The sequence below is a fragment of the Pigmentiphaga litoralis genome (genome assembly GCF_013408655.1).
GTDB classification, from domain to species: domain Bacteria; phylum Pseudomonadota; class Gammaproteobacteria; order Burkholderiales; family Burkholderiaceae_B; genus Pigmentiphaga; species Pigmentiphaga litoralis_A.
Map to the genome: position 1 here is coordinate 1,596,759 of NZ_JACCBP010000001.1, position 24,986 is coordinate 1,621,744.

Consider the following 24,986-nt stretch of genomic DNA (forward strand, 5'->3'; position numbering starts at 1 on the left):
AGTTAGCCGCAGTCTTAGCTGCGTCCCCGTTTACTTCTGCACGTCTCACCCATGGCATCAGCAAAGGGAATCTAAGGAAAGTGAGATTAAATAAGTTCAGCCTGCTCCAGTCATCTGTAGCAGACGACGCAATGCGAGGCTGGCAAGGCGTGCCAGCTGATCTTGCATTTCTGACTAGTTGCAGCGGAATCCATCCAGCGCCCACGGATGGGAATCGTTATGATTTCGGCGCTATCGCTTGGGAAATTGGCCTCCAATAAAATCGGTAGTAGACGCTGGTTTGAGCCGCGCTTACCTAGTATCTCAACGGTGGGATGCAACCGAATGTCGGCGTTCTTGCGAAATTCGCGGAAGTTTTAGGTGCGCCTCTTCGGATATCAGCCCTGACTTCGCTGCGCAGATAAATCGAATTGCGTCCCTTCTGCCGGGGGGCACCTGCCAGCGCTCGGGCACGAGAAGCGAAGAGCTTTGAAGTTCCCACCAACCACTCCGGAGGGACAGGTCGATGGCCGTTCACGCGGATACGTGAAGAAGACGTACACGCGCTGTCGCAAGACGATCGGACAACAATCGATAGAGCTTTGACCCTGGCCACTGCTTAGGTGGGGTGAACGTACTCGTGGCCGATCCGCCTGGGGCGGCCCCCCGCGCCAAGGCCGCCAAGGTCGTCTGCGACGCCAGCGCAGCGGCCGCGAACGATGCGGACCACATTGCGATCCGGACGGTTGTCGTCAAGATCGCGCCCTGCATTGCTGGATTTGATACCGTGCGACAGCGCGATGTGGTATCGGTGGCAGTCAGTTTCTAGCCAAACAGTGGGTACAGAAGCACGGCTACCGCTGGAAAGCGCACTATGCCACGGCTGCTCAAGGTATGAGCACGTGGCTGCGAGTGTAGGAAGAGGACATCACCGTATTCAGCAGAAATAACACAACTCAGCAAGCTGACGAAGTCTTTGCGATTAACCATGAAGGCGAGATTACTATCAACTGCTAAAAAAGCGCTTGGGAAATTGATAGCTGTACTCGGATAATGACGACCAGCAGCGATATTTGCCGACTATGTTCTCCACACTGGCCGTTAACACTGATCAAGTGGTCTTACCTTCAGGCTGACACTCCAGATCGTTCAAACGCTGCATTCAAACCAATAAGCTTCACACGGGGTACACATGAGCAATTCTGATAACTCGAAGCCTACAAGACCGAAGCCGTCCCAGCATGGGGACGTGACTGTAAACAAAATCCAACGTAAGGATACGACCGATGGCCACGTCGTTAATTCGAACACGATCTTCAGAACCCAGCCCAGAAGAACTGATCCAACTGGAGGCGGAGACAAAAAAGATCCTTCAAACAAAGGAAAGTGATGTCAGACCCAGCCAGCGAGCTTGAATATGACCTTCGTATTAGCATTAACTACCATCGTAAGCGTGAGTTTTTCTTCCGTTGCGTAGAGGGCTTTTCGAAGGCGGTATCGCTGCTGGCACTAGCGTCACTTGGTTTTGACGTTAATTGGTTTACATGGAGTATTGCGATGCTGAGCGCCGGGTTCACGATCGCAACCATCGTGATCGATTGCTCGGGACTTGCCGCCAAACATAAAGAGCTGGCGGGTAGATTCTGCGACATCTTAGCTAAAACTCCAGTGGCCAACAGCATCCCAGAGTTGCGAACCGAGTTCTTCAAGGTTTCAGGTGATGAACCACCGAGCCTTCATGGGCTAAGTCAGTTGTGCCAAGACGAGCAAGACGCAGCAGAAGGAAGAGCCGTCGATCCGAAACGTTTTACTTGGGGCCGGAGAACGGCTGCACAGTTCGGCTTTGGGCAAAGAGATATCGACTTCCCGAAGCAGAGTGCCGACGTCTGAAGACGAGCAACGAAGACGACAATTTCCCTCGGCTATTTTTTCGCCAATTCAAGCTCACACATAACAGCATCCCCAACTCGTATGCGCTGGACGGTCTGCTATAAGCAGTTCCACTGCTGCGCAAATGCTCTAGCAGTACGTCGAATTCTACCGAGCCGATCCATTTGCGATCTAGAACAGCAACGCCTTTACTCTTCCCTTATTTGCTCACAGCCGGACTTTGTGCCAAGCCTCGGTAAGCGTATCTGCAGTCGCGCATTCTAACGAGGCAATACCGAAGTCGAGTGGTCGTAGGCGATGGCGCCTTAGCCTTAAGTCGTGGTCAGCTATTCCGCCAGAACAGCATTGGCAGCATGGCTTATCAGCCTGTGCACACCATCACCGCCAGCGGCGGTAACAGTGACCGGCCGGTACCGGTGGCGCCATGGGCGTGGTCGGCGCCATCCTGCCAAGGCACTAGACCGGCATTGTCGGTACGGACTTGGACGACCCAATCGGGACCGTAACCGCGATCGATCATCACTCACTAGTGACAGCACATTTGCTGTGTGCCATGGGCGCCAGCATCGACCACTTGGCAAGATGACGCACTCGGCAAGGTCACGGCAGAGGGCGGCGGAAAAGCAGCGCTGGTCACTAGCCGCATTGCCGAATTGCTGGGCGCCAGGCCGGACGGGCTGCCCGTAGACGCGCCGTTCCACACCGTCAGCGCAGGCGGCAATCACCATGCCAAGGTGTGTGCCTTCCTGATGGCGTATTACCGCACAGGCCAAGCACCACAGATCCACGGCCCGCTGGCACGGTGACCGCGCGCGACCGCTTCGGCCTTGTGACAGTGCACGGCCAGGACTATCAGATCGTGGACATCGGCTTGCGCATGCTCATGCCACGCGAGTTGTTCCCCGCCCCGGGGCTTCCCTGACACCTACAGCATCGGCGACGACCGTTACAAGGCCTGTCGCTCATCGAGAGCGCCCAGGTGCACATGTGCGGCAACAGCGTCTGCCCATTCATGTCCAAAGCGCTCACCCGTGTCAACCTCACCTGGGAAGCAGCAATTCAGAAAGTCGCAGCATGATACGAGCCACCGCCATCTCCTTTCGCGGGCTCACGCGGCTGTTGGACATCCCGGTGGGTACGCAGATTGACATTGCCAAGCGAAGTTTGTACCGCGCTTATCACTTTGCTCGCTGCGCATACCTGTGGCTCAACAAAGCCGCATACGCCCGCGATTGCGTCGGCCCGTACCACTCCACATCGAGCTGGGGCATGAGGGCCGAAGGCTGCCCCCACTTCATCCAACTGCCGCCCAGCGCGAACGACGGAGGCGTCTATGTCGATCAACCCACTCGCTAATGTTTATTTCAAGGTAAGGCGTGGAGCCACGGGCCATCCTCCTGCAGTACAAGTCGGCCGGCGCATCCTGCTTCGACCCGCACGTCATTTTGCCTGAAGGCGAAGGGCAAACGGTCTGATACCGCGACTCACTTGTCATTGGCACATGCCTAGCCTTCGTACCGCAGGAAGGCTATTCGATCGAGGTGTACAGCCGCAGTGGGCACGGATTCGACAGCAGCGTCCGCTTGGCTAACGACGTCGGCCATACTGACCAAGACTGCCGCGGCGAGATCATGGTCAAGCTGACACCCGACACCTGGGTCGCAGCCACTTAGCCGCGCACGCAAACAACGTCACGTTTACGGCACAAGCTGTGGACCTACCAACCCTGGAAGTAAAAAAGCCGCTGGGGGCAGCGGCTTCAAGTACTTGATTTACAACGGGAATATTGGCGGGTGCGGTGAGATTCGAACTCACGAAACGTTGCCGTTCGCCAGTTTTCAAGACTGGTGCCTTCAACCACTCGGCCACACACCCATTTCACGTCGGCGCACTGGGGCGCCGAGCGCGTAATGATAGCCGATTTCAGGCGACGCTTGCCTCGAAGCGCGGGACGGCGGAGAGCAATTTGCGGGTGTAGTCGTGGCGGGCGTCGCGCAGGACCTGCTCGGCGGAGCCGGCTTCGACGATGCGGCCGCCCTGCATCACGGCGATGTCGTCGGCCAGGTATTCGACCACGCCAAAGTTATGCGTGATGAACAGGTAGGCCATGCCCAGTTCGGCCTGCAGATCGTGCAGCAGATTCAGGATCTGGGCCTGGACCGACACGTCCAGCGCCGAGGTGGGTTCGTCGCACACCATCAATCTGGGCTCAACGGCCAGGGCGCGGGCGATGGCGATCCGCTGGCGCTGGCCGCCTGAAAATTCATGCGGATACCGGTTGACGGCGTCTTTGCGCAGGCCGACCTGGTCGAGCAGGCGGGCGACGCGGGTCTGGCGCTCAGGCAAATCCTGTTCGGGATGCAATGACGCAAGGCCTTCGTCGAGGATGTCGCCGACGCGCATGCGCGGATTCAGGGACGCAAAGGGATCCTGGAAGATGATCTGGATGTCGCGCCGCAAGGTGCGCAGTGCGGCGGGCCGGGCGCTCAGCAGGTCGCGGCCTTCCCAGGTGGCCTGCCCGGTGATGTCGGCATTGCCATCGAGCAGGCGCAGCAATGCCTTGCCGGTGGTGGTCTTGCCACAGCCTGACTCGCCTACCAGGGCCAGGGTGCGGCCTGCGGCAAGCGAGAAGTTGATGCCGTCAACGGCTTTGACGACGCCGACGGTCCGGCGCAGCAGGCCTTTGCGGATCGGGAAGTAGACCTTCAGGTCGCGAACCACCAGCAGGGGCATGCTGGCCGAGGCTGGCATGACCAGGGGTGCGGGTTCGGGAACGTGGACGGCGTCAACGATTTCCTTGCCGGAAGCGTCCTGCGCGGCGGAGGCTTCGATGGCGTCGATGCGTACGCACCGCACGCCGTGCTGCGCGTCGGTCCAGATCAGGGGCGGCGGCGCGGCGTCGCAGATGCTCTGGTGCGCGGGGCATCGGTCGGCAAAGCGGCAGCCGGTAAAGATCTGGTTCAACGGCGGAACGGTGCCGGGAATGGCGGCGAGCTTTTCGCCGCGGCGGTCCATGCCGGGCAAGGCGGCGAACAACAGGCGCGCATACGGGTGACGCGGGTGGTTGAAGAAGGTGTCAGCCGGCGCGGTTTCAACGATCTGGCCGGCATACATCAGCGCGACGTGGTGGGCCATGTTGCGCACGACGCCCAGGTCGTGGGTGATGAGCAGCATCGCCATGCCCAGTTCGCGCTGCAGGTCGCCCAGCAGGTTGAGCACCTGCGCCTGGATGGTGACATCGAGCGCGGTAGTGGGTTCGTCGGCGATCAGGACGTCGGGTTCGGCAGCCAGCGCAATGGCGATCATGACGCGCTGTTTCTGCCCGCCTGACAGCTGGAAGGGGTAGTCGTCGATCCGCCGTTCGGGTTCGGGAATGCCGACGCGGCGCAGCCAGTCGATGGCCTTTTCGCGCGCCGCGGAACCGCGAAGTGCGGTATGCGTATGGATGGTTTCGACGATCTGGTCGCCCACCCGCATGACGGGGTTCAGGCTGGTGGCGGGTTCCTGGAAGATGATGCCGATCTTGCCGCCGCGCACCTTGCGCATCTCGTATTCGGGCAGGCGGTTGACGTCGACATCGCGCAGGCGGGTCTGGCCGCCCACGATGCGGCCGGCGTCGGGCAACAGGCGCAGCAGGGCCAGCGCGGTCATGCTCTTGCCACAGCCGGACTCGCCCACCAGCGCGAAGGTCTTGCCTTCGGCAATCGTCAACCGCAAGGCGTCGACGGCGTGAACCAGGCCATGGTCGCTATCGAGCACCACGCTCAGGTCGTTCACATCCAGCAAGGGGGAATCTTGGATCATGGCGTTCATGGGCGGACCGTCCGGGTGACGCGCTTGCGAGCCCACGAGGGGCGGAAGGCGCGCGCGCGGGGATCGAAGGCTTCCCGGACGGCATCCGCAAACAGGTTGGCCGACAGCACAAGTGCCAGCATGAAGACGAAGGCGGACAGCAGGTTCCACCAGATCATGGGGTCACGCGACATTTCCAGCCGCGCGAGGTTGATCATCGACCCGAACGAATTCATGGACGGATCGACACCCACCCCCAGGTAGGACAGGACGGCCTCGTACAGCACCAGGGTGGAAAATTCCAGGACGACGGTAATCAGCACGATGTGCATCACGTTGGGCAGCAGGTGCCGGATCATGATGCGCGCGTTGGATACGCCAAAGGCCCGCGCGGCCTGCACATAATCCAGCTCGCGCAGCTTGAGTGTCTCGGCCCGCAGCAGCCGGCACAGCCCTGCCCAGCCCGTCACGCCCAGGATAATGCAGAGCAGAAACAGACGCAGGTCGGCGCGTTCGGCCCCGGTGGCGAACATCTCGGGATTGTTGTCGATGAAGACCTGCACCATCAGCACGCAGGCCGCGATCAGCAGCACGCCGGGAATGGAGGTGAGCGTGGTGTAGACGTACTGGATCAGGTCGTCGACCCAGCCCTTGAAGTAGCCCGCCATGATGCCCAGCGACAGGGCCAGCGGCAGGGTTGCCAGGGTGGTCAGGCTGCCGATGATCAGTGCCGTCCGGAAGCTCTTGATGGTCTGCACCAGCACGTCGTTCCCGGTGCTGTCGGTGCCCATGACGTGATAGCCGGTGGACAGCGACGCCGCCACGCCGGTCAGCAGACACAGGACCCCGAAGGTGATCATCATGGCGCGCCACGGCACCGGCGTGCGGCGTTCGGCGATGGCGTCCCACGTGGCCCGCGGCGTCAGGCCCCGCACATGCGAGATGGCCGCGCCGACCAGCAGGCACGCCACAAAGGCCACCAACGCGCCGCCGACGAGCCCCGTCAGGCCACGCCGGAGCACGTCGCCCAGCCACTGCGCGTCCGGATCTTTCAGGTGCGCGCCGCCAAAACGAAGCCGCGGAAAGTCGCGCACCGGCTGGCCGTTGACCAGCACCGATTCCTTGTTGAACTGGCGCACGGCCAGCGGCGCGGAGTAGGTCTTTTCGCGTCCGGCCACCGGTTTTTCAAGCAGCGCGTCGAGCACGGACTTGGTCACCGGCGCATAGGCGCGCGCCGACGTGCCGCCCTTGGCGCCTTCCACCTTGACGGCTTCAAGCAGCGGGCGATAGTGCAGCGAGTCCAGCACGCCGATCAGCACGAACGCGCCCAGCACAACCGCCGCGCACATGGCGGGCGTATCTTGCGCCACCCTGCCCCACGTGGCGCGCAGATTGGGCGACCGATAGGCGCGCCACGCGTAAAAGGCCACTGCCACCAGCAGCAGGAACAGGGCGATGTCGGTCCACAGCAGAACGATCTTGGGCATGCCGTTTACTCGAACCGCACGCGGGGGTCCGCGAGCGTGTAGGAAATATCGGCAAGGATCAGGCCGATGATGTAAAGGACCGAACCGATGAACACCATGGCCCGGACGATGGCAAAGTCCTGTGCGTTGATCGCGTCCATCGTGAAGCTGCCCAGGCCCGGAATGCCGAAGAAAGACTCGGCGATCAGGCTGCCCATGAACAGCAGCGGGATGGTCGCGATAGTGCTGGTCAGGATGGGCAGCATGGCGTTGCGCAGCACATGGTGGAACAGCACCAGCCGTTCCGACAGGCCCTTGGCGCGCGCCGTGCGCACGTAGTCCTTGCCGACTTCTTCAAGGAACAAGGCGCGATAGAAGCGGGCTTCCGGTCCCAGCCGTGCGATCAAGGCGACCAGCACGGGCAAGGCCAAAAAGCGCAAGGCGTCCAGCCCCGCCGCATAGCCCGACAGGGGCACCAGCCGCAGCGTTTTGGAAAACAGGAACTGCCCCGCAATGATGTAGAACAATGACGAGATGGACAGCATGGCCACGCACAGCACCACGCCCCAGAAGTCCAGATAGGTCCCCCTGAAGAACACCAGCATCAAGGAAAACGCCACGCTGGCGATCAAGCCCAATATGAAGGTCGGCAAGGCCAGCGCCAGGCTGGGCCCGGCGCGTTGCCGGACTTCGTGGCCGATATCGCGCCCGGCATCGGACGCGCCAAAGTCCAGCGCGAACAGCTTGACCGACCGTTCGAAAAAGATGGTGTCGGTCACCTTCTTGACGCCGTCGGCCTGGCGGTTGATCAGCATCGGCTTGTCGTAGCCGCGCTCGACCTTCCACTTTTCGATGGCATCGGCGCTGACCCGGCGACCGCCGATCGACAGCCGCGCCATGTCATCGGGTGTGTTCACCGCAAAGAACAAAAGAAAGGTGAACAGGTTGACGCCGACCAGGATCAGCGCCCCGTACAGCACACGGCGAATGATGTACGCGGTCATGGCTGGCCCTCCTCGCCCGTGTGCAGCGCGGTGGCGCCTTCACGCCGCCGCAGCATGCGCACGGCTGGCACGATCATCAGGGCCAGCACGGCCACCACCAGGATCAGCGGCCACCATACCGGCCGGTTCCATTCGTCGATCTTGCGCGCACGCAGCACCGGATCGAGCTTCATGTATTGAAGGTTGTTGCGGATCATCTGGGTCGGCTTCCCGTTCCCCACCCACTGGTGGTAGGCGCCGCCCGACTTCGGAAAGTAGCCGAACATCCAGGGTGCGTCCTGCTGCACGATGGCGGTCATGCGTTCGATGATCTTCTCCTTTTCCGGACCATCGTCCAGGAACTTCATCTGCTCGAAAAGCTTGTCGAATTCGGGGTTGGCGTAGTTGGACGCGTTTTCGCCGCCCGACGTGGCCTTGCCATTGGGCCCATAGAGCAGGAACAGGAAGTTTTCGGCATCGGGATAGTCCGCGTTCCAGCCCCACAGGTAGATCTGGGCCACCCCGCGCAGCATCTTGTCCTGGAAACGGTTGTAGTCGGTGGTGCGGATTTCGAGCTGGATGCCCAGCTTGGCGTATTGGCGCACCATCCAGTCGAACTGCGATCGCGCGGCCGGCGACACACCGCCCATCGCGTCATAGTTCAGGACCAGGGGCTGCCCGGTGACGGCATTGCGGCCGGCCGGATAGCCTGCCTCGGCAAGCAGCTGTTTGGCCACATCCAGCGATTTGCGCTTGACGCTGCTGCCGTCGATGTCATACACGACAGGATTGGCGCCCGCGGGCACGTCGCGATAGCCGAGCAGCCCCGGCGGCAACGGGCCATGCGCGACCTGCGCCTGGCTGTTTTCAAAGATGGTAACGTACTCTTCCCAGTCCACGGCAATGCTGATGGCCTGGCGCAGCTTGCGGTTGCGTTCCTGCTGCTCGGGCGTCTCGCCCTTCCCCACCACCGGATCTTTCCAGTTGAAGCCCATATACCAGTTCTGGGTTTCGACCGTGGTCGGCAGCCGGATAGCGCGGTCCGCGAACAGCGCCGCCTTTTCCTTGGAATCGCCGATCGCCACCAGATAGGCCACGCCGTATTCGCCGCGATCCGCTTGCGGCACATCGTAGTAGCCCTGCATGAACTTGCCCTGCAGCGGCACCCCTTCCTTTTCGATGTTGAAGACAATGCGGTCGATGAACGGCGTGGGCTTGCCGCAATCGGCCAGCAGCCCTTGCGCGCGGTCTTCGTCCGACCCGTCGCAGGGATACGGCTCGCCCCGGTAATTGGGATTGCGAGACAGCACGTGCCGCCGGTTTTCCTTGTATTCCGTCAGCATGTACGGGCCGGTGCCAACCGGCCAGTAATTCAACGTCAGGTTCTTGGCCGCCATGCCGGGCTGGTTGTAGAACTGGTCCGCTTCCCAGGGGATCGGCGAAAAGAAGGTCATCGCCAGCCAGTACTTGAACTGCGGATACTTGCCCTTGATGCGGATGCGCAGGGTATGCGGGTCCAGCGCCTCGGCGCCTTCGAACGCGTACTGGCGCAGGTCCAGCCACGGCAGGTCGCGGTTGGTGGGGTCCAGGCCCTTGCGCATCTCCTTGTCGATCACGCGCAGGCGATCGCCATACTCTTTCAGGCCGACGATGTAGTCGGTCATGTGCGCATAGATCGGCGACGTGACGCGGGTCGTGGCCAGCCGCCGGATGGCATAGACATAATCGTCCGCTGTCATTTCGCGCGTGCCGGTCTGGGGAAAGTCCGGGACGCCGTACTTGTCTTCGAGGTCGGCGGCGGTCAGATGCCGATAGACATCCTTGCCCTGCGCGTCGACGGCAAAGGCCGGATGCGGCTGGAAGCGGATGCCCGGCTTGATCGGAATGTCATACACGCTTTGCGCGACCTGATCGCCGGGCACGTCGGCCGGCAGCGGCTTGCCCTGGGCATCGAGGTAGGTGGGCTCGACGACCTCGCGCGCGGCGCGCGGGGTCAGCTGGTACGGCCGCTTCAGGTAGTGGTAGCCGTAAAGCGTTTCGTAGATGTTGTAGGTATAGGGCGTCTCGTCGACCGAATACGAACTGGTGGGATCGAGGTACTTGGGAGAGCGCTGCGTGAATGCGGTGTACATCGCATTCTCGCGCTGGGCGTCGGCGGTGTAGGGGCTGTTGAGCGGGGTTCGCTCGTCGGGGTCGCCCGATGAACAGGCCACCCCGGCGACAGCGACAGCAGCCAGGCTAGCCACCAGGACAAGGCGTCGTATGCCGGACCACGCCCCACGAGCGTTCGTTGTTGCACCACAAGCGCGCGTCAAGCGCATCGACCCTCTCCCCGTGTGAGCTGAGGGGAAGAATAGCAAAATCCGGGCCGATGACGCGGCTGTTTGCCTCAGAACGAGTAGGTCACGCCGACCACGGTCACGATCGGGTTGAGCCGGGTCTTGGTTTCGCTCGCGATCACGGCGCCGGTCGGCAGCGTGGTCTTGAGGTTGATCGTGGTCCGCAGCGGCAGATAGGACATCGACACACCCACGCCCCAGCGGTCGGTGATCTTGTAGCCGGCACCGATGTTGAAGACCGGAACGAACTTGCTGTCGATGTCGGCTTCGGTGCGGCCCGCCGTGGTGGCGCCGCCTGTATAGCGGCTGGACAGCACGCCCTGGAAACGGTCCGTCAGGGTCACGTTGCCGTACCAGACGCGGCTGATGCCCAGGCCAACGAATGGCCGCAGGCGTTGCGATGGTTCACCGAAGTGATAACGCAGCAGCACCGACGGACTGTATTGCTTGGCCGACCCCAATTCGCCCACTGGCTCGAGCGCCTTGGCGCCTTGCAAGTGATAGCGCGGCGGAATGCCGAACACGGCTTCGACCGCGACCTGATTGGTGATGAAGTATTCGACCGTCAGACCCAGCGTGTTGGCATTGCCGACGCTGGACCCGGTATTCGGGACTTCGCCCGCGATTGCCGAAGGTGACGTGATACGCAGCGGCTCGCCTTTTTCCTGCGGGCTGAGCCTGTACCAACCTGCCCCCAAAACAATGGATCCGGCCTGATCTGCATATGCCGACGCCCCCGCCAGCATCATTGCCGCGCCCATTATCCCAGTCAGTACTTTCATGGTGGTCCTTGATCACGAAGATGGCGACTTCGGACACGCCAGGACAGGTCGTACCACGAAGCTCGTAGGACCGTTTTACTCCAAATGGCTTAAACAAGGACTAGTGCGATCCCTTACTAACCTCAGCTTGCGCGTATGCCGTTGTTTTCCGAGGAATCGGCCCTTGACGCTTCCGGGTCGAGCCAGTTACGCAGCACCTTGGAAACGAGCGGGATCAGCCCGAAGACCATGACCGGCGTCAGCAGCGCGGTACTGACCAGGACGCGCCAGAAGAGCGGCAAGGCGCCCAGCGGTTCGGCCAGGAAAATGGCGAAGATCAGCGACACTGGAAAGTAGCCAATCCAGATCGTGATTGCCTGCTTCCAGCGCGGTGGCCGCTGGCCGGCGCCGAACCAGGTTTCCAGTCCCATGGCGCGGCGCACGCGGCTGGTCCGCACCAGGCCTTCGCCGCGCCGCAGCCAGGCCTGGCGTTCCGGCGAATTGGCCCAGGCAGCAAGCTGCCGTTCGTCGGCAAACCGGTAGACCATCTGGAATTCGTTGCCCCCCGGGGGCGGCGCCAGCACGCCCGAACCCAGATACCCCGGAAACGACGCGGCCAGGTCTTCGCCTTCCTGCATCCAGGTGCGGAACTGGTCGTAGCGTTCGGGAAGGATCGTGCGGGTGACGAGCAGCGTGACGGGCGGCGTGGCCGAGGGCGGGAACGTCATGGCGGGGGACTCCAGGGGTGGGGCGTCGGGGGCTGTGGCGCGCAGTCCGGGTAGGACGGTCCACCCAATCCGGGGTAAGGACTGGTGAATCGATTGAATCAAAAACCCCCGCTGCTGGCAATCGCCAATTGCGTCGGATTGTTTTTGCTGCTGACGCATCCCCCCGCTACGCTGAAAATAACAACACCCCCACGCTTTCCACTGCCCAATGAACCTGCCCCCCTGGATCGACAAGATCCGCCAGAACGTCGCCGTCAAATTGTTCCTGGATGCCGCGGAACGGTGGTCGTCCCACCGCGCTTCCAGCAAGGGCGCCGCGTTGGCGCTGTATATGGTCTTTTCCCTGGCGCCCACCCTGCTGCTGGTGATTGCGGTGGCCGGTTTCTTTTTTGGCGACGAGGCGGTGCGCTCGCAGCTGGTCAACGAAATGCGGGGATTGCTGGGCACGGAGGGAGCCGAAGTCATCCAGACGGTACTGGCCAGCGCCAAGCATTCGGACAACGGCCTGATCGCCGCGATGATCTCGGCTGGCCTGCTGATATTTTCTTCAACGACCGCCTTCAATGAATTGAAGGAAAGCCTGGATGAACTGTGGGATGTGGAACCGGGCCGCAAATCAGGCGCCTGGGGACTGATGCGCACCCGCGTGCTGTCGTTCGGCCTGGTGCTCGTGCTGGCGCTGTTCCTGTTGATGTCGCTGGTGGTGGATGCGGGCCTGGCGGCCTTGCAGAATTACTGGGGCGATATGTGGCTGGGGTCGGCCTACGCCGTGACGGCGCGCGTGATTTCGAATGTCTTTGCGTTCGGGGTCGTGGTGACGCTGTTTTCGGTGGTATTCAAAATGCTGCCGAGTACCCGTATTGCCTGGTCCGATGTGATTTCCGGCGCGTTGGTCACAGCCGCGCTGTTTACCGTCGGCAAGGTGCTGATCGGTATCTATCTGGGTCAGGGATCGATCGCGTCGTCATATGGCGCGGCGGGGTCGGTCATTGCGCTGATTTTGTGGATCTATTATTCCGCCCAGATTTTCTTTTTCGGCGCCGCATTTACCCGCCAATATGCGCTGACCTTCGGCAGCAAACAGCACGAAGCGCCGGAACATCCGCCCGACCAGCGCACGCCCCCCGGGCAGCACGCGGCGACCTGACACCGGTCAGGCGGCCTTGGCGCCCTTGACCATGGTCTTCCACCGCTTGTCGAAGGCGGACACAAAGCTCATGCCGGCCCGCGAGGGCGGACAGAACATGCTGTGGACGATCTGCACCTTGACCTTGGCCGCAACCTTGTAGGGCTTCACGACGAGGCCCGGAAAGGCATCGCCCGCCACTGTCAGGGCATCCACCACCGCCACCCCCGTCCCAGCGGACGCAAACCAGCAGGCGCTGTGGCTGGCGTGCACTTCGACGCTGACGTCCAGCCGGTCCAATGCCTTTTCGTACACCTGCGCCTGGCTCAGCCCATAGAACAGCGTGTGCGGAAATTCGATCAGCTTGTGGCCGATCAGGTCGGCCGGCACGATCACCCGCTTGGCCGCCAGCGGATGGTCCGGATGCATCACGCAAACCAGCGCGCATTCATAACGCGCCAGCGTCGAGACATTCGGATGGTCGATCGGCAGCGACGTGACGGCCAGGTCCGCGTTCTGGTCCAGCACGCTTTGGTCGAGGTCTCCGCCCACGTGGAAATCGACACGGGTCATGAGGTCGGGTTCCTGCGCCTGCAGGTCGGCGATCAGTCGGGGCAACAGGCTCACGCCCAGGCTGGGTGACGTCACGACCGACAGGCGGCGGCTGACCGGATTGGCCAGATCATGCGACAGCATGCGGATCTTTTCGACCTTCTCCCACAGGTGCGCGACTTCGGCGTACAGACGCTTGGCATCTTCGGTCGGAATCAGGCGGCCCTTGACCCGGTCGAACAGGCGCAGGCCGGTGCGTTCTTCGGCGCTGGCCAACACCTTGCTGACGGCAGGCTGCGAGACGTGCAGAAACTCGGCCGCGCGGCCGACTGCACCGGTCAGCATCACGGCTCTGAACACTTCCATCTGGCGCAAATTCATGCCAACACATTCCTGCGGATAACGTTAATGCCGCTGCGCGACAAGGGATGGCAACTGCGCCGTATTCCGACACACATCGCACGGCCATGCAATAGATATCAGTGGCTAGGCAGTAGTAGCATGGATTATCGAAATCACAGGGGGATACCATGGCCGAGCTGCATCCTTATATCCAGTTTCTCGGCGGCCTGCCGCAGTTTGAAATCGATCACCGGGCCGGGACCGCGGTGGAAATGCGAACCGGCGCCGTGGTCAGCAAATACAACGGCAGCGCGCCGCATCATGCACACTGTCTGGCGATTGTCTGGCCCGGCCAATCCAGCGATCAGCCGGTACTGGTCTCGGCGACCAAATATGTGCCGCTCCAGGTGAGCCTGGCGATCCAGCTGGGCGCGCCCCGCGCGGACCTGCTTGCGGCCAGCCGACACATCTTTACCGAGGCCGGCGAAGCCCACTGACACGTAACCGGCAGATGTAGCCGCCGCAGAAACAGTAATTGCGTTCGGTTACCTGCTCCTGGGCCGGCAGCGCCCCACGTGAGGATTCGGCCGATACAATGCGTAGCGTCCCGTAACCGCGCTGCCGGCCTGGGCAACTGCTCTAGAGTTGCTACAGGGTTCTCGCGCGCGCGGCGTATCCATTGCTGCTGTCCTTCCCGCTGCGTCGTCCCTGACTATGAATCCCTCGCGTCACCTGAAGCCGCTGCACCTGTATTTCATCATCCTGGCCATGCTGGGCGCGGTATTCGCCGCCGATGCGGCCACGCCGCTGGGGATCGCGGTCTGGATCTTCTATCTGGCGCCGGTGATCGTCTGCCTGCTGTCGTCGGACCGCTACACGCCGTTTTACGTGGCCGCGTCGGCCAGCCTGCTGCTGCTGATCGGCTATTTCATCTCGCCCAACGTGACGTTGAGCAACGCCTGGAATCCCGCCATCAATCGCGTCATGGGTGCCCTGACGGCCTGGTCGCTGGCGTTCGTGGCCCATCTGTACATCACGTCGAGCGCGACGCTGCGCCGGCTTGCGTGGATCCAGCAAGGCCGCATGCTGTTCAGCCAGGACATGCAGGGGGAGCTGACGGCCAAGGACATCGCCGGCAAGGTGCTCGGCACCATGTCCAAATACCTGGATGCCAAGGTCGGTGCGCTGTATGTGCTGGAAGGCCAGGTGCTGCGCCGCGCGGGTGCGTGGGCCTTGCCTGACGACGATGCCGCCCCCGCCAACGTGCGTGTGGGGGAAGGCCTGTTGGGCCAGGTGGTGGCCGACCGCAAGGCGGCGGTGGTGGACAACCTGCCGGCCGGCTACCTGAAGGTGGGCAGCGCGCTGGGCGAAGCAACGCCCGCGCGCGTGCTGATCGCACCGTTGACGGCCGATGGCCGCGTGGTGGGCGCCGTCGAACTGGGCTTCATGACCGCCAAGGCCGACCTGAAGGATGAACTGGAAGTCGTGGAGTCGTCGGCCGAAAGCATCGGCGCGGCCTTGCGGTCGGCGGTGTACCGCACCCGTCAGGAAGAACTGCTGGAAGAAACGCAGCGCCAGAGCGAGGAGCTGCAGGTCCAGCAGGAAGAACTGCGTGTGTCGAACGAGGAACTGGAAGAACGCAGCCGCGCGCTGATGGATTCGCAAGCCCGCCTGGAAACGCAGCAGGCCGAGCTGGAACAGACCAATGTGCAGCTGGAAGAACACACGCAAAGCCTGGAGCGCCAGAAGCGGCACCTGATCGAAGCGCAAAAGCGGCTGGCCGAAAACGCCGACACGCTGGAACGGGCGAATCAGTACAAGTCGGAATTCCTGGCGAACATGTCGCACGAATTGCGAACGCCGCTGAACAGTTCGCTGATCCTGTCCAAGCTGCTGGCCGACAACAAGGACGGCAACCTGACGAGCGAGCAGGTGCGCTACGCCAGCACCATCTATTCGTCCAATACCGACCTGCTGGTGTTGATCAACGACATTCTGGACCTGTCCAAGGTCGAGGCCGGCCACATCGAGATCACGCCGGAACCGATCGCGTTGAGCACGGTGCTGTCATCGCTGCAGCAATCCTTCCAGCCAGTGGCCACGCAAAAGAAGCTTGGGCTGCGGATCGAAAAAACCGACAACGCGCCGGAAGTGCTGGTGACGGACAATCAGCGCCTGCAGCAGATCCTGAAGAACTTGCTGTCCAACGCGTTCAAGTTCACCGACACGGGCGAAGTGGTGCTGCGTGCGTCGGCCGTGGACGCCGATAACGTACGCTTCGACGTGATCGACTCCGGCATCGGCATTCCGGCGGCGCAGCAGGACGTGATCTTCGAAGCCTTCCGCCAGGCCGATGGCACGACCAGCCGCAAGTACGGCGGCAGTGGCCTGGGGCTGTCGATTTCGCGCGAATTCGCTCACCTGCTGGGCGGCGAAATCACGGTGACCAGCGCGCCGGGCCAGGGCAGCACCTTCTCGTTGACGGTGGCGATTCGCGCCGAGGCATCGAACCCGGCGGAGCTCAAGGCAGCTCCCGCCACGCATGCCGCACCGGCCAGCACACCGGCGCCGTCTGCCCGCCCCCGCGCCACGACCACGTCGTCGGTGGGTGTGCACGCCCCCGCGTCGCAGCCGCGCCCTCTTACGACGGCGTCAGACCCGCTGCCGGTCGTGGTGGCGCCCGACGACATTGCCGATGACCGCAACAACCTGACGCGCGGATCGCGCCTGATTTTGGTCATTGAAGACGATCCCGACTTTGCGCGGATCCTGTATGACCTGGCGCACGAACTGGATTTTGACTGCGTCCACGCCAACACGGCGGCCGAAGGCATCCGACTGGCGCAGACCATGCGCCCCAGCGGCATCCTGCTCGATATGGGCCTGCCCGACAATTCCGGCCTGCTGGTGCTGGAACGCCTGAAGCGGGACCCGGCCACGCGTCACCTGCCCATCCATGTGGTGTCGGTGGCCGACCATACCGAAACCGCCCTGCTGCTGGGCGCCATCGGCTACACCTTCAAGCCGTCGGCACGCGACGAACTGGCCCAGGCCATCCTGTCGCTGGAAGCCAAGCTGCGCCAGCGCATGCGCCGCATTCTGGTGGTCGAGGATGACCCGGCGCTGCGCGAGAACATCCAGCTGCTGCTGCAGACCCAGGACGTGGAACTGGAAGGCGTGGGCACCGTGGCCGATGCGCTGGAACGCCTGCGCAGCAAGACCTACGATTGCATGGTGATGGACCTGGTGCTGCCCGACGGGTCGGGTTACGACCTGCTGGAACAGGTGGGCGACAACCCCGAGCACAGCTTCCCGCCGGTCATCGTCTACACGGGCCGTTCATTGACGTCAGACGAGGAACAGCGCCTGCGCCGCTATTCCAAGTCCATCATCATCAAGGGCGCGCGGTCGCCGGAACGGCTGCTGGATGAAGTCACCCTGTTCCTGCACAGCGTGGAATCGGACCTGCCGGTCGAACAGCAGCGCATGCTGAAGGAAGCGCGCAAGCGCGACTCGGCATTCGAAGGGCGCCGGATTTTGTTGGCCGAAGACGACGTGCGCAATATCTTTGCACTGTCGCAGGTGATCGAGCCGCTGGGCGCGCATCTGGAAATCGCGCGCAATGGCCGCGAGGCCCTGAACGTGCTGGCCCGCCATCAGCACATCGACCTGGTGCTGATGGACATCATGATGCCCGAGATGGACGGTATTGCCGCCATGCAGGAGATCCGCAAGCGCAGCGAATTCAAGAAGCTGCCGATCATTGCGCTGACCGCCAAAGCGATGCCGGCGGACCGCCAGCGCTGCCTGGATGCGGGCGCGAACGACTACATTTCCAAGCCGCTGGACGTCGACAAGCTGTTGTCGTTGTGCCGCGTCTGGCTGCCGCAATAAACCTCGGGCCTGCCGATCCCATGCCGATCAACCACGCCGATTTCGACCTTGAGCTCAGGCTGCTGCTGGAGGCGATCTATCACAAGTACCAGCACGACTTCCGGAATTATTCGGCGTCGTCGCTGCGCCGGCGCATGGCCCAGGCACTGACCTACTTCCGGTGCCGGTCGCTGTCGCAGCTGCAGGACCGGGTGCTGCACGATCCCGATGTGTTTCCGCAGATGCTGCAGTTCCTGACGGTGCAGGTCAGCGAGATGTTTCGCGATCCCAGCTACTTCAAGGCGATCCGCGACAAGGTGGTGCCCATCCTGCACACCTATCCGTCGGTCAAGATCTGGGTGGCGGGCTGCAGCTCGGGCGAGGAACTGTGGTCGCTGGCGATCCTGATGGAAGAAGAAGGCCTGGCCAACCGCACCTTGTTCTATGCCACCGACATCAATCCCGAAGCCCTGCGCCTGGCCGAGGCGGGCATCTACCCGACCGACCGGATCGCCGGCTTCAGCAAGAACTACCTGGCGGCGGGCGGCAAACGGTCGCTGTCGGACTACTACCACGCGGCCTATGGCGCGGCGTCGTTCGCGCGCGGCCTGAAGTCGCAGATGGTCTTCGCCAACCACAGCCTGGCCACCGACAGCGTGTTTTCGGAAGTGCACATGGTGTCGTGCCGCAACGTGCTGATCTACTTCAACCACGATCTGCAGGACCGCGCCGTGACGCTGTTCAAGGACGCGCTGATCCGCCGCGGCTTCCTGGGGCTGGGCAGCAAGGAAAGCCTGCGGTTTGGCGCCTGTGCGGAAGACTTCGAAGACTTCGTGCCCCACGACCGGATATTTCAGAAAAGATGAGCCATGACGCCTATTGAAAGCGGCATTCCTTCGCGCGTCACGACAGTGGTGATCGGCGCGTCGGCCGGCGGGGTCGAAGCGCTGGGCCTGCTGCTGCCCGCCCTGCCCCCGGACTTTGCCCCCGCGGTGATCGTTGTCCTGCACATCGTGGCCGATCGCGAAAGCCTGCTGACGCAGATTTTCAGCGAACGGTGCGCGCTGCCGGTGAGCGAAGCGGTCGACAAGGAACCGGTACGTAGTGGCCACATTTATTTCGCGCCCCCGGATTATCATCTCCAGGTGGAAACCGATGGCGCGTTCTCGTTGTCCATGGATGACCCTGTCAATTATTCGCGCCCATCCATCGACGTGCTGTTCGAGTCGGTAGCCTGGAGCGTAGGTGACCGGGCCCTGGGACTGCTGCTGACCGGCGCCAACGCCGACGGCGCGGCCGGACTGGCCGCGATCCGTTCGGCCGGTGGAGTGACCTGGGTGCAGGATCCGGCAACGGCCTTTGCCGAAGCCATGCCGCGCAGCGCCATCGAGCGCAACGCGGCTGACGAAATCTTGACGTTGCCGGCCATGGCGCGCCGGCTGGGCGGCTGGCGTTCGACCGAAACGGTCGACAGCCAGACCGCGAGCTAATGGAGAAAACGATGTCCCGCACCGTCAAGATTCTGGTCGTCGACGATATTGAACAGAATATCGTCGCGCTTGAAGCCCTTGTTGCGCGCCCCGATCTGGAACTGCTGCGTGCCTATTCCGGCGCCGAAGCGCTCGAACTGCTGCTCGACAACGACGTCGCGCTGGCGCTGGTGGATGTGCAGATGCCCGGCATGGACGGGTTCGAGCTGGCCGAGTTCATGCGCGGCAGCCCGCGCACCCGGCATGTCCCGATCATCTTCCTGACCGCCACCGACCGCAATACGCACCGCACCTTCCGCGGCTACGAAGCAGGCGCGGTGGACTTTCTGTACAAGCCGTTCGACCCGCACATTCTGCGCAGCAAGATCGAAGTGTTCGTCCAATTGCAGCACCAGAAGCTGCAGCTGGCCGAACAGCTCGACACCATGACGCAATTGCTGCGCACCAACGAAATGTTCGTGGCCGTGCTGGGCCATGATCTGCGCAATCCGCTGTCGGCCATCGTGAACACGGCCGAAGTCCTGCTGCAGGTGTCGGCCGAGCCGCGCGTCAAGACGGCTGCGGCCCGCATCCGCAACAGCGGCGGCCGCATGTCGCGCATGGTCGACCAGTTGCTGGACATTGCGCGGGTGCGGTCCGGCCGCTTGGAACTGAGCCCGGAACGCATCGACCTAACCGTGCTGTGCGAACACATCGTCGAAGAATTCGAGCTGCCCGAAGGTGAACGCCGCGTCGAACTGGCCTACACGGGCGACACCTTTGGCGAATGGGATGCCGACCGCCTGTCGCAGGTAGTGTCCAACCTGGTGGGCAATGCCCTGCAGCATGGAACCGCCGACGAAGGCATCTCGGTCAAGGTGGACGGCACCGACGCCGACAGCGTCAAGATCGCGATCCGCAATGCCGGCACCATTCCGGCCGAGGTCCAGGCCAATATCTTCCAGCCCTTCAACTTCACCAAGTTCCGTCGCGACGGCGGCAAGGGGCTGGGCCTGGGTCTCTACATTGCCAAGGAACTGGTCCGCAGCCACCACGGTGAAATGAGCGTGTGCAGCGACACCACGGGCCACACGGTCTTCACCATCCACTTGCCGCGGCACTTCGTCCACGGCCCGGTCGACGAACCTGCGCAGGCGGAAAAACAATGGGTCTTCTGATCAACGGGGTCTGGCAGGAAAACGAGCCGCCCGCCGATGCGGGTGGGCGCTTCTTGCGCAAGGACGCGGTCTTTCGCAACTGGGTCACGGCCGATGGCGCCCCCGGCCCGACCGGCAACGGCGGCTTTGCTGCCGAGGCTGGCCGTTATCACCTGTACGTGAGCCTGGCCTGCCCCTGGGCGCACCGCACGCTGATCTTTCGCGAGCTGAAGGGCCTGCAGTCAATGATTCCGGTGTCGGTCACGCACTGGCTGATGGGCAAGCAAGGCTGGTCGTTCGAGCCTGCGCCCGGCGTGGTGCCCGACCACGTCAACCAGGCGAGCTTCGTACACGACCTGTATGCCCTGGCTGACCTGGATGTGACGACGCGGGCCACGGTGCCTGTGCTGTGGGACACCTTTACCAAGAGCATCGTCAGCAATGAGTCGGCCGACATCATCCGCATGTTCAACTCGGCGTTCGACGGACTGGGCGCCCTGCCCGGCGACTACTACCCGGCCGACCTGCGCATTGACATCGACGCGGTCAATGCGCGGGTCTACGACACCTTGAACAATGGCGTCTACAAGGCGGGCTTTGCAACCACGCAGGCCGCCTATGAAGACGCCGTGTTCCCGTTGTTCGACACGCTGGACTGGCTGGAGGATCGCCTGGGCACGCGGCGCTATCTGATGGGCGATCGGCTGACCGAAGCCGACTGGCGGCTGTTCACGACGCTGGTGCGCTTCGACGCCGTGTATGTGGGTCACTTCAAGTGCAACCTGCGCCGGCTGATCGATTATCCGAACCTGTGGGGCTATGCGCGCGAGCTGTATCAGCTGCCGGGCGTGGCCGGCACGGTAAACTTCGATCACATCAAGCGGCACTACTACATGAGCCACGCGAACGTGAATCCCAGCGCCGTGGTGCCGGCAGGTCCGCTGCTGGATTTCATGGCGCCGCACGGCCGGGGCTAGCCGCACGCTTCTAGTGCAGCGCACAAGATTGGGGTGGGGTCATGCCCTTGGATCGTGCCGAAGGGCTTGGTGGTCGCTGACCCCATGACCTTCATCAAGGCGTTGATTTAACAGGGTTTTTTGCAGCTCCGAGGCCGTGTTTCACACATGGCACAGGCTTTGCTTAGTGGTAAATGACGGCCAATGACGGTCGTTGCTTGCCGCGGCATGGCGGTAGGAACAATGACGTTCCGCAACGAAACGATGCTTTGCATCGCTTTCGTGCGGGACGTTTTTTTTTGCCTGGAGCAATGGATGAAGCCCTTTACCTCGAAGCCGTCGATGCCTGTCGTTGCCTCTTCCGAAGGCCCCGCGGTATCCGATGTGCAGCGCCGCAAGCTGATCACGACGACCTTCAAGGCCGCCGCGGGCGTGAGCATCATGAGCCTCGTCGATCCGCTGGTGCGTGCCGGCGCCTGGGCTGCGGGGTCGGACGCGCCTGAAAAGGCCGAGGTCAAGATCGGCTTCATTCCGCTGACCGACTGCGCTTCCGTGGTGATGGCGTCGGTGCTGGGCATCGACAAGAAATACGGCATCAAGATCACGCCGTCGAAAGAAGCGTCGTGGCCTGGCGTGCGCGACAAGCTGGTCAACAACGAACTGGACCTGGCGCACGTGCTGTATGGCCTGGTCTACGGCATGCACCTGGGCGCCGGCGGCCCCAAGAAAGACATGGCCGTGCTGATGAACCTGAACCAGAACGGCCAGGCCATCACGCTCTCGAACAAGCTGCTGGAAAAAGGCGCGAAAGACGGCCCGTCGCTGGCCAAGCTGATGCAGACCGAAAAGCGCGAGTACACCTTCGCGCAGACGTTTCCGACCGGCACGCATGCGATGTGGCTGTACTACTGGCTGGCCACCTATGGCATCAACCCGATGAAGGATGCCAAGGTCATTACCGTGCCGCCGCCCCAGATGGTGGCCAACATGCGCGTCGGCGCCATGGACGGTTTCTGTGTCGGCGAACCGTGGAATGCGCGCGCCATCATGGACAAGATCGGCTACACCGCCGAGACCACACAGAACATCTGGAAAGGCCATCCCGAAAAAGTGCTGGGCTGCACCGCCGAATTCGTCGCCAAGTATCCGAACACCGCCCGCGCCGTGACGGCCGCAGTGCTCGAAGCCGGCAAGTACATTGACGCCTCGGTATCGAACCGCCGCAAGACGGCCGAAACGATTGCCGCGCGGTCGTATGTCAATACCGACACCGACGTGATCCTGGATCGCATGCTGGGCCGCTACACCAACGGCCTGGGCAAGACCTGGGACGATCCCGACGCCATGAAATTCTTTGCCGATGGCGCCGCCAATTATCCCTACCTGTCGGACGGCATGTGGTTCCTGACGCAGCACAAGCGCTGGGGCCTGTTGAAGGACCACCCGGATTACCTCGCCGTTGCCAAGCAGATCAACCGCATCGACATCTACAAGCAGGCCGCGGCCGCCACGGGCACGCCGCTGCCCAAGGGCGACATGCGGTCTTCCAAGCTGATCGACGGCGTGACCTGGGATGGCACCAATCCCGCCGCGTATGCGGACAGCTTCAAAGTCAAGGCGTAAGCGCCACCCCCGGTCACCCAGGAGAATTCCATGACAGCCATTGCCAAACCCCTGCCGGTTCCGCCGGCCGCCACGCCGGCCACTTCGAAGGCGGGTCCCGCCACCGTCATCGATCTGCATCCGGATCTCGCATCTCGGTCGGCCGAGGCGCCCGTTGCGGTCTCGGCGGCTTCGGTCGCGAAAAAGCCCGTTGCTGCCGCGCCCGTGTCGGCTGCGGCGGCAGGCAGCAGCGTGTTCGCGGACCGCTTCCAGGCCGTCGTCAAGGCGCTGGCCGGTCCGGTCGCGGGCTTCGTGATGTTCATCCTGGTCTGGCAGGTCATCACGACCTTCGTGACCGAGATCCCCACGCCCGCCGTGACCTGGAAAGCGGCCGTGGTGCTGTTCTCGGATCCCTTCTACGTGGCCGGCCCGAACGACATGGGTATTGGCTGGAATGTGCTGGCGTCCTTGCAGCGCGTGGCGATCGGCTTTGGCCTGGCGGCCGTGGTCGGCATTCCGGTCGGCTTTGCCATCGGCCGCTTCAAGACGCTGAACGCCATGTTCTCGCCGGTCATCAGCCTGCTGCGTCCGGTGTCGCCGCTGGCCTGGCTGCCGCTTGGCCTGCTGCTGTTCAAGGCGGCCAACCTGGCCGCGATCTGGGCGATCTTCATCTGCTCGATCTGGCCCATGATCATCAACACGGCCGTTGGCGTGTCGCGGGTGCCGCAGGACTATATGAACGTGGCCCGTGTGTTGAACCTGTCGGAATGGAAAATCATCAAGAAGGTGCTGCTGCCTGCCGTCCTGCCCTACATGCTGACGGGCGTGCGCCTGTCGATCAGCACCGCCTGGCTCGTGATCGTCGCCGCGGAAATGCTGACCGGTGGTACGGGCATCGGCTTCTGGGTGTGGGACGAGTGGAACAACCTGAAAGTCGAACACATCATCATCGCAATCTTCGTGATCGGCATTGTCGGCCTGCTGCTGGAAGTCGCACTGATGCAGCTCGCCAAACGTTTCACCTATTCGGCTGACTGAGCAAGGAATCGACATGGAAAAGTTCGTTCGTATCGAAAACGTCGGCCAGGTCTTCAAGACCAAGAAGGGTCCGTTCGTGGCACTGCGTGAAGTCAACCTGACGGTGGCGCGCGGCGAGTTCATTACCCTGATCGGCCATTCGGGCTGCGGCAAGTCGACCTTGCTCAACCTGATCGCCGGCCTGACACTCCCCACGTCCGGCGTGCTGCTGTGCGCCGAACGCGAGATCAACGGCCCCGGTCCGGATCGCGGCGTCGTGTTCCAGAACCATTCGCTGCTGCCCTGGCTGACCTGCGCGCAGAACGTGGAACTGGGCGTGGAGCGCGTGTTTGGTGACAAGGAAAATCGCGTGCAGATCCGCGAGCGGGTGCGCGCCGCGCTGGAGCTGGTCGGCCTGACCCACGCGGAACACAAACACCCGCATGAAATTTCCGGCGGCATGAAGCAGCGCGTGGGCATTGCCCGGGCGCTGGCCATCGAACCGAAAGTGCTGCTGATGGACGAGCCCTTCGGCGCGCTGGATGCACTGACACGGGCGCACCTGCAAGATGAGCTGCTGAAGATCGTGGCCAAGACGCAAAGCACCGTGATCATGGTGACGCACGATGTGGATGAAGCCGTGCTGCTGTCGGACCGCATCGTCATGCTGACCAACGGCCCGGCCGCCACCATTGGCGAAATTCAGGAAGTGAAGCTGGCCCGTCCGCGTGATCGCGTGGCGCTGGCCAATGAACCGGACTACCACGCGTGCAAGGCGGCCGTGGTGGAATTCCTGTATCGCAAGCAGGCGCATCCGGCCGCCAAGGAAGCGGCCTGATCACGGAATGACGGTGGCTGCATGATGGGCTGAGCACGGGTTGGCGTCGTGCTTCAAAACCGGCGCGGTTCGGAGTAGCATCCGGACTGCGCCTTTTTCATGAGCGCGCTCAAATA

The 24,986-nt window shown here is 62.6% G+C and carries 19 protein-coding genes and 1 tRNA gene; 12 read left to right on the forward strand and 8 right to left on the reverse strand.

The annotated features are described in order from the left end of the window. Positions 1-619 precede the first annotated feature (619 nt). Complete coding sequence (locus HD883_RS07100) at positions 620-808, forward strand: hypothetical protein (protein ID WP_179586945.1); 189 nt, start codon at positions 620-622, stop codon at positions 806-808. Positions 809-1,368: 560 nt separating this feature from the next. Further along, positions 1,369-1,869 (forward strand): hypothetical protein, encoded by a 501-nt coding sequence (locus HD883_RS07105; RefSeq protein ID WP_179586943.1) that lies wholly within the window; start codon positions 1,369-1,371, stop codon positions 1,867-1,869. A 1,787-nt stretch (positions 1,870-3,656) separates the two neighbouring features. On the opposite strand, the gene HD883_RS07110 is transcribed toward HD883_RS07105, so the two are convergent. The 7 genes from HD883_RS07110 to HD883_RS07140 all read right to left on the reverse strand — a co-directional run bounded on the left by HD883_RS07110 (position 3,657) and on the right by HD883_RS07140 (position 11,938). Further along, positions 3,657-3,744, reverse strand: a tRNA-Ser gene (locus HD883_RS07110). 48 nt (positions 3,745-3,792) lie between these two features. After that, a complete protein-coding gene (locus HD883_RS07115) occupies positions 3,793-5,673 on the reverse strand; it encodes an ABC transporter ATP-binding protein (protein ID WP_218863452.1) in 1,881 nt (626 codons plus the stop codon). A 5-nt stretch (positions 5,674-5,678) separates the two neighbouring features. Then, positions 5,679-7,148 carry an ABC transporter permease gene (locus HD883_RS07120; protein WP_179586938.1) on the reverse strand — a complete coding sequence of 490 codons (1,470 nt, stop codon included), beginning with the start codon at positions 7,146-7,148 and terminating at the stop codon, positions 5,679-5,681. A 5-nt stretch (positions 7,149-7,153) separates the two neighbouring features. Next, positions 7,154-8,131, reverse strand: coding sequence for an ABC transporter permease (locus HD883_RS07125; protein ID WP_179586936.1), 978 nt, complete (start codon positions 8,129-8,131; stop codon positions 7,154-7,156). Then, positions 8,128-10,431, reverse strand: a complete 2,304-nt coding sequence (locus HD883_RS07130) for an ABC transporter substrate-binding protein (RefSeq protein WP_179586934.1) — start codon at positions 10,429-10,431, stop codon at positions 8,128-8,130. Before HD883_RS07130 ends, HD883_RS07125 begins: the two co-directional genes overlap by 4 nt. 68 nt (positions 10,432-10,499) lie before the next feature. Next, entirely contained in the window at positions 10,500-11,231 is a 732-nt protein-coding gene (locus HD883_RS07135; RefSeq protein WP_179586932.1) for an OmpW/AlkL family protein, read from the reverse strand. Between the two features lie 122 nt (positions 11,232-11,353). After that, positions 11,354-11,938 (reverse strand): antibiotic biosynthesis monooxygenase, encoded by a 585-nt coding sequence (locus HD883_RS07140; RefSeq protein ID WP_179586930.1) that lies wholly within the window; start codon positions 11,936-11,938, stop codon positions 11,354-11,356. Between the two features lie 208 nt (positions 11,939-12,146). Between HD883_RS07140 and HD883_RS07145 the strand changes: the two genes are divergently transcribed. After that, a complete protein-coding gene (locus HD883_RS07145) occupies positions 12,147-13,085 on the forward strand; it encodes a YihY/virulence factor BrkB family protein (protein WP_179586928.1) in 939 nt (312 codons plus the stop codon). Between the two features lie 6 nt (positions 13,086-13,091). Here the strand turns inward: HD883_RS07145 and HD883_RS07150 are convergent, their stop codons facing one another. Then, positions 13,092-13,997 carry a LysR family transcriptional regulator gene (locus tag HD883_RS07150; RefSeq protein WP_179586926.1) on the reverse strand — a complete coding sequence of 302 codons (906 nt, stop codon included), beginning with the start codon at positions 13,995-13,997 and terminating at the stop codon, positions 13,092-13,094. 149 nt (positions 13,998-14,146) lie between these two features. Between HD883_RS07150 and HD883_RS07155 the strand changes: the two genes are divergently transcribed. From HD883_RS07155 to HD883_RS07195, 9 genes are all read left to right on the forward strand, one after another. Beyond that, on the forward strand, positions 14,147-14,455 hold the full coding sequence (locus HD883_RS07155; RefSeq protein ID WP_179586924.1) for a hypothetical protein: 309 nt from the start codon (positions 14,147-14,149) through the stop codon (positions 14,453-14,455). Between the two features lie 217 nt (positions 14,456-14,672). Further along, positions 14,673-17,852 carry a response regulator gene (locus tag HD883_RS07160; protein WP_179586922.1) on the forward strand — a complete coding sequence of 1,060 codons (3,180 nt, stop codon included), beginning with the start codon at positions 14,673-14,675 and terminating at the stop codon, positions 17,850-17,852. 20 nt (positions 17,853-17,872) lie between these two features. Then, positions 17,873-18,697, forward strand: coding sequence for a CheR family methyltransferase (locus tag HD883_RS07165; RefSeq protein WP_179586920.1), 825 nt, complete (start codon positions 17,873-17,875; stop codon positions 18,695-18,697). A gap of 3 nt (positions 18,698-18,700) precedes the next feature. Beyond that, positions 18,701-19,321: a chemotaxis protein CheB gene (locus tag HD883_RS07170; protein ID WP_179586918.1), complete on the forward strand. Its 621-nt coding sequence runs from the start codon at positions 18,701-18,703 to the stop codon at positions 19,319-19,321. An 11-nt stretch (positions 19,322-19,332) separates the two neighbouring features. Beyond that, on the forward strand, positions 19,333-20,478 hold the full coding sequence (locus tag HD883_RS07175; RefSeq protein ID WP_179586916.1) for an ATP-binding response regulator: 1,146 nt from the start codon (positions 19,333-19,335) through the stop codon (positions 20,476-20,478). Further along, positions 20,466-21,434, forward strand: a complete 969-nt coding sequence (locus tag HD883_RS07180) for a glutathione S-transferase family protein (RefSeq protein ID WP_179586913.1) — start codon at positions 20,466-20,468, stop codon at positions 21,432-21,434. Before HD883_RS07175 ends, HD883_RS07180 begins: the two co-directional genes overlap by 13 nt. 294 nt (positions 21,435-21,728) lie before the next feature. Continuing rightward, the gene (locus tag HD883_RS07185) at positions 21,729-23,036 is read left to right on the forward strand and encodes a CmpA/NrtA family ABC transporter substrate-binding protein (protein WP_257022023.1); all 1,308 of its coding nucleotides are present in this window, start codon (positions 21,729-21,731) and stop codon (positions 23,034-23,036) included. 30 nt (positions 23,037-23,066) lie between these two features. Then, a complete protein-coding gene (gene ntrB, locus HD883_RS07190) occupies positions 23,067-24,053 on the forward strand; it encodes a nitrate ABC transporter permease (protein WP_257022024.1) in 987 nt (328 codons plus the stop codon). Between the two features lie 13 nt (positions 24,054-24,066). Beyond that, complete coding sequence (locus tag HD883_RS07195; RefSeq protein WP_179586911.1) at positions 24,067-24,870, forward strand: ABC transporter ATP-binding protein; 804 nt, start codon at positions 24,067-24,069, stop codon at positions 24,868-24,870. Positions 24,871-24,986 lie beyond the last annotated feature (116 nt).